The sequence below is a fragment of the Thauera phenylacetica B4P genome (assembly GCF_000310225.1).
In the GTDB taxonomy this organism is placed as follows: domain Bacteria; phylum Pseudomonadota; class Gammaproteobacteria; order Burkholderiales; family Rhodocyclaceae; genus Thauera; species Thauera phenylacetica.
In genome coordinates, this window is the sequence record NZ_AMXF01000672.1 from 1 (window position 1) to 205 (window position 205).

Genomic DNA, 205 nt, shown 5'->3' on the forward strand with positions numbered 1-205 from the left:
CCAAGAGCAATGAAATAACGGCGATTCCCGAGCTGCTCGAGGCGCTGTCGATCAAGGGACTGCTGGTCACGATCGACGCGATGGGCTGCCAGAAAAGCATTGCCAAACAGATCGTTGCGAAGAAGGGCGACTACCTGCTGATGGTCAAGGGTAACCAGCCCAAGTTGCTCGAAGCGATCGAGATCGCCTTCATCGACCAGCACGG

Annotated in this window: 1 protein-coding gene; it reads left to right on the forward strand. The window is 56.6% G+C overall.

What is annotated here, in order from left to right; translation table 11 throughout:
• Nucleotides 1-205: ISAs1 family transposase (locus tag C667_RS24210; protein WP_004394439.1), on the forward strand; the 205-nt coding region annotated here is incomplete at both ends.